This is a genomic window from Escherichia sp. MOD1-EC6842 (genome assembly GCF_002965705.1).
GTDB classification, from domain to species: domain Bacteria; phylum Pseudomonadota; class Gammaproteobacteria; order Enterobacterales; family Enterobacteriaceae; genus Escherichia; species Escherichia ruysiae.
In genome coordinates, this window is record NZ_PTRF01000042.1 from 1 (window position 1) to 4,328 (window position 4,328).

General features: G+C 40.5%; 4 protein-coding genes and 2 pseudogenes. 4 read left to right on the top strand and 2 right to left on the bottom strand.

Features of this window, described 5'->3' with window-relative positions; genetic code table 11:
* The first annotated feature begins 529 nt into the window (after positions 1-529).
* From zitB to A7Z29_RS24130, 4 genes and pseudogenes are all read left to right on the top strand, one after another.
* The gene (gene zitB / locus A7Z29_RS22860; RefSeq protein WP_105290890.1) at positions 530-1,492 is read left to right on the top strand and encodes a CDF family zinc transporter ZitB; all 963 of its coding nucleotides are present in this window, start codon (positions 530-532) and stop codon (positions 1,490-1,492) included.
* A 187-nt stretch (positions 1,493-1,679) separates the two neighbouring features.
* Positions 1,680-1,790, top strand: a pseudogene (locus A7Z29_RS23975) (HNH endonuclease); the annotation flags it as partial.
* A gap of 325 nt (positions 1,791-2,115) precedes the next feature.
* The gene (locus A7Z29_RS23540; protein ID WP_198599438.1) at positions 2,116-2,310 is read left to right on the top strand and encodes a hypothetical protein; all 195 of its coding nucleotides are present in this window, start codon (positions 2,116-2,118) and stop codon (positions 2,308-2,310) included.
* A pseudogene (locus A7Z29_RS24130) lies at positions 2,283-2,476 on the top strand (IS4 family transposase); the annotation flags it as partial. The gene A7Z29_RS23540 and the pseudogene A7Z29_RS24130, both read left to right, overlap by 28 nt.
* A gap of 91 nt (positions 2,477-2,567) precedes the next feature.
* On the opposite strand, the gene A7Z29_RS22880 reads toward A7Z29_RS24130, so the two are convergent.
* Positions 2,568-3,665, bottom strand: a complete 1,098-nt coding sequence (locus A7Z29_RS22880) for an alpha/beta hydrolase family protein (RefSeq protein WP_105290891.1) — start codon at positions 3,663-3,665, stop codon at positions 2,568-2,570.
* A 252-nt stretch (positions 3,666-3,917) separates the two neighbouring features.
* Positions 3,918-4,328, bottom strand: a 411-nt coding sequence (locus A7Z29_RS22885) for a DUF805 domain-containing protein (protein WP_286135451.1), incomplete at its 5' end; no start/stop codon positions are given.

Genomic DNA, 4,328 nt, shown 5'->3' on the forward strand with positions numbered 1-4,328 from the left:
TATAATGATAGTTTATTATGCATTTAAGGATCGTTTTTAGCTTATTTCTTTTTTATGAAATCACGAATCAAACAAATCAATTTAATTGAACAAAAGCTAACTCTATCAAGAATTAGTGTGGCTGCAATTGTCATGATAAAGCAAAATATTTGCATAGCATACGGGATACCCGTTTTCTCTGCCAGATACACCGATAAACTTTCAGGCGCAAATATTAGTATCAAAAAAAATCTAACAACAGCAACAATAACTCGACCAACTATTTTTTCAGTAAAGTATCTAACTAAAACGAACACTGTTTCTAACATACAAAAATGTAACTTGTTAATGATGTTTATATTCTATCACAAGGGGTTGTCATCATGACATAAGATACACATCACTGACAGAGGTTGATACATAAAAAAATATGCAATTCGCAGATGTAGTTCCGATGCCCTATGCGCTGGTTTTCTCTGTAATTCCCCTTGTGAAAAATGATATTATCAGGAAACTTTTTATCATTTAAGGATAATATACGGAAAGTTAAATGGAAAATACTATAGTGCACACCTCTCTCTCGCAGAATAATAACGTCCGTCAATTGCTGCTGGCCTTTGGCATTACCGCCGGATTCATGATCATAGAGGCAATTGGCGGTTTTATTTCCGGATCGCTGGCACTACTAGCTGATGCCGGACATATGTTGACAGATGCTGCAGCACTGATCTTTGCTGTACTTGCAGTGCTATTCGCAAGGCGTCCCGCGAATATCCGACATACCTTCGGCTGGCTACGCTTAACCACCCTTGCAGCCTTCGTCAATGCTATCGCCCTAGTAGTAATTACGATAATTATCTTCTGGGAAGCTATTCAGAGGTTTAATCAACCACAGCCGGTGGCCGGTCGTACTATGATAGTTATTGCCGCCGCTGGGTTGCTGGTGAATCTGATGGCACTCTGGATTTTGCGTCGCGGAGGGGAAGAGAAAAACCTTAACGTACGCGCCGCTGCACTGCATGTGCTGGGCGATTTACTCGGTTCAGTGGGAGCTATTGCCGCAGCGATTGTCATTATCCTGACTGGCTGGACCCCTATTGATCCGATTCTGTCAGTTTTGGTCTCCTGCCTAGTTCTGCGAAGTGCGTGGCAGTTGCTGAAAGAGAGCGTGAATGAACTGCTGGAAGGTGCACCGCAAACGATCAATATTGATGAGTTGAAGCGTAACCTCAATCGCATTCTGCCGGTAGTGCGCAACATTCACCATGTGCATCTCTGGCTGGTAGGTGAAAAACCAATGATGACGTTACACGTACAAGTTGTATCGCCACACAATCACGACACAGTGCTTGGTTGCATTCAGAATTTTCTGAAACACCACTATCAGATTGAGCATGCAACCATACAAATCGAGTACTATCCCTGCAGCGATACTGAATGCCATCTCAACGAGACGAAAACCATCGCCATTAACTGGAAAGCGAACGAAAGCAGCGTTCACGAGCGCTTTTAACTCACGCATGAGAAAGATACTGTTATCTCCGAAAACCTGAAGCAGATATTTAACGGGGTTCGCAGCGAACAGATATCTAGGCTATTGGCCCAGACCAGTGAGTGTTGTGGGACTAATGATAGCCCTTTCGAAGTTCATCATATTCGTAAACTGAGATGATCTGAGTTAACGAGGCAGGAAAGAGAAACCAAGCTGGCTGAGAATAATGGCTTCACGACATCGTAAAACTTTAGTTGTGTGTCGAGAAGGCCACCAAAATATTCACAGAAGCAGACCTGCAGGACATCGGGAAATATGACAATGGAAAGCCGAGTGAGATCGAAATACTCATGGTCTGGAAAATGTCATAGTTCACATGGACCATGGTGGTCAGTACCGTTCAGTGGATTACCAGGCCTTGTATTATCCCTTCTAGGCAGAGAGAACCGGCCAGCTCTCTCTGCCATGCAGTTCGCATGCCGTATCAGGCCTTAGGTTTTCAACCTGTGCCATAGATTTATGCAGCGGACTGCCGTTCTCCACAAGTGATAAACCGGACAGTATCATGAACCGGTTTTCCCGGTAATCCGCATTCACAAGGTTGGTCTCACTCATTGGTATAGACGTCTCCAAAGCAAAGCTGGATGTCGATGTGCTGCGCCCTGATGGCCGTCACCGCAGTAAAAATGCGCTTGGTGGCGTTAATGAATCCGGGGAAAGCACATTCTGCTGAATGCCGTGACCGTGCCATACCGGTGGAGCGAAACCGTGCAGACCAGTTGACGCTGAGCCAGCAGAGTTGTAACCGCCTGCGTGGAAGAATATCGCGGCAGAAATGATAGTGCTAGTAAATACAGCGTCACTGGGAACCATCCCGAACCGACAGGAGCATCTGAGAGTGCTCTGAAAACGGTTTTTATAACAAAACGCCCCCGACCATTAAGGCCGAGGGCAGTTAAGATAACCCATTATCCTGTGAAACTCAGTACCGCTCCGCTTAAGTGAACGGCATTGCCCATAAGGGGCGATTATAGTAGTTCTAATGATAAGTTAGTTCATGGTGTGCACTTTGCGTTACAATTATAGCCATCAAAACCTATCTCTCCGTCAATTCACGAGAAATCTTAGCAAGATCTTTATCAGAAAAAGTAATATTAGTTTTTCGTCCAGTATCTGCTAGTATTTTTTCAGCTATCATTTCTGTTAATGGTGCAATAATATTGAAATGATCTCCGTTAGGAATTTTATAAATGAATAGTGGAATATTCTCCTTATTAGCTACTTTCTTTATATTGTCAAATGCTTGCCAATAATCCTCTGCCCCTTCGAAATACCATGTGGGATTTTTGATTGACTTAATGTATCTTGCTGGAGAACGTAGTTGAAATTCCTTTTTTGTTTGTTTAAAAGGAATCATTACCGACATTTCGCCACCTTCAATACGAGCTTTCAGATCTGGTATTCCGCCAAGGCTGAAATATCCTCTAAATTTTGTACTATATTCACTTGCAAGAAGAACTCGTGTACCACCAGTGCTGTGGCCTGCAAGGTATATGCGTTCTGGATCAACATAGCTCAGCTTCGACAACCAATCATGAGCAGCTTCAATATCATCTAATTCACCATAGAACATTTCATAGCGACCGGGATTTTTATCCTCGCCGCGGAAACTTGGCAACATGACGACCAGACCAGCTTTACGAAATGCAGCGGCGCTTTGGTCATTATCTCTGTCATGCTCTCTCCAAAAAAAATCCTCACTGTCACTTAATCCACCATATCCCCCCGATATCCATATTACAGCAGGGTGTCGTTTACCATCATCAGGATCGGGGGTTACATAAGTAGTCATATATCCAAGTTGTGTCTGGTATTTCGTTAATATATAAGTGTCACTTGGAGGGGTAAGTATCCGCCCTGAGTCAGTAAAACTTTCAACAATAATTTGAGTTGAATAACCCTTTCTTGATTCTCGTAATGACTTATTACTCATAAGTACCATATGACCAGTATCAGGAATTTTAATCACAGGCATCTGGTCAAGCATTGCTTTTCTTTTCTTCTCTTTAGTATTTACAATTGCAGTAGATTGAACATTTTCTTTTTTTTGCAACTTATTGTTTATGTCGCTTTCATCACAACCAGTTAACATTAATGACAGCGCGATAATACAAATTTTATATATTAATTTCATATGTAAATAAATTTATCAAATTTAATCGAATGCGTTTATTTCCCATTGAATAGCATATGCGAAATATATTCATGTATTATCTAGCAAAAGATCATCTCAAAAGTCTGAGTGGCGAATAAATAATGTATTCCACTCTTTTATATAGCAAGTAATTATCAATTTATTTTATGCAGAGTCTCATCAATTTATAATTCATCCAGCATGAAATCATTGTTTTCATCATAAAAACAATGATTTCAATAATAATAAAGTTTATTCGACTGAACTTAAAGGCTTATTTTCATCTACAATATTAAGTGATTTTTTTTCATCAGATTTAGGATCTTTACCAAAACGGTTCTCACCAATAGTGCCTCTTTGGCACATAAATATAAATAGTAAAATTTCACCAATTATTGGAATTAAGTTCAATAAAAAAAACCATCCAGAACGGTCGGTGTCATGCAATCGCCTAATTGTAACGGATATGCTAAGTAAACCGTGTACGATAACACCTATGGATTTGACTATTTCTTTATCTACTCCAGCAATGACCAAAACCGATATAAGCGGAAGCAAAATAAATAATAGAACACCTAATTGGTAATACCAATATTCCGTTCTCCTGGCTCTACCTTTGAAGTTATTTAGATTTTTTAATGAATTTTTGATATAGTATAAGAA